Genomic DNA, 1,023 nt, shown 5'->3' with positions numbered 1-1,023 from the left:
GTTGCCGTGAACGTGGTCTAGCCGTCAGTGCCCTTCACGCCCGCACCCCAGGTCACGCTCTCCTGAGCTGCAAAACCACCCTGCGAGTAGATCACCTTGAAGGCGCCGCCGGAGATCTTCACTTCAGACACACCGTCCGCGCCAGCCGTGAACAGCGAACCGGCAAGGCCAGTCGCGATCTTGGCATTGGCGACATCGCCGTTACCACCGGCATTGCCCGGGAACAGCGTCTGCGCCTCATCGTCGAGCTTTACGGCATTCGTGACAACATTCGCGATCGGGCTGTCATCGTTGATGATGACCTTCAGCAGGCCGACAGCCTTGTCACCGTCACCGTCCGTCGCGGTGTAGCCGAACACCAGCGTCTCGTTGTTCTCCGCAATCAGCGAAGCCGAATGCGACACAGGTGCCTTCATCTCGAACTTGTAGGAGCCGTCTGCATAGATCGTCAGAACGGCAGCACCGCCAGCCGAGGCAGGATAGCTCGTGCTCGTTGCCGTGTAGGTGGTCGCCCCACCTGCACTGCGAACGCCATCGCTCCAGCTCACCGATTCCGTCGTTGCAAAGCCGTTGCTCTTGCCAACGACCTCGAGCGTCGGAAGATCGACCGACAGAGAACCAAGGCCGTCAGCCCCCATCTTGAACAGAGAGCCTGCGCCGCCAGTTACAATCTTCACATCCGGATTGACATCCAGGAAGCCGCCCGGGTTGGTCGGCGTGAACATCGTCTGTGCTTCGTCGTCCAGGATCTTCGACGCAATCTCGATCGAAGCCACAGGCTCCGGCGTGTCGTCATTGACCAGGATCTTCAGCGAACCCGTCGAGGTGTCGCCGTCGCCGTCCTTCACCGTGAAGCTGAAGTTCAGCGCCTTGTCTTCCTCGACCAGCGAAGAGCTCGTCGAATGGACAACAGGGGCCTTCAGTTCGAACGTATACGAACCATCAGCCTTGATCGTCAACACAGCAGCGCCGCCGGCCGAGGCCGGATAGTTCGTGCTGGTTGCCGTAAACGTGGTCGAGCCG

At 60.4% G+C, this 1,023-nt stretch carries 1 protein-coding gene; it reads right to left on the bottom strand.

The features are described 5' to 3' along the window. Positions 1-17: 17 nt before the first annotated feature. The coding region (locus QWE_RS24305; RefSeq protein WP_006728835.1) for a hypothetical protein at positions 18-1,023 on the bottom strand (1,006 nt) is incomplete at its 5' end.

The sequence above is a fragment of the Agrobacterium albertimagni AOL15 genome (assembly GCF_000300855.1).
Lineage (GTDB): Bacteria > Pseudomonadota > Alphaproteobacteria > Rhizobiales > Rhizobiaceae > Allorhizobium > Allorhizobium albertimagni.
This window is presented reverse-complemented; position numbering and strand designations above follow the sequence as displayed.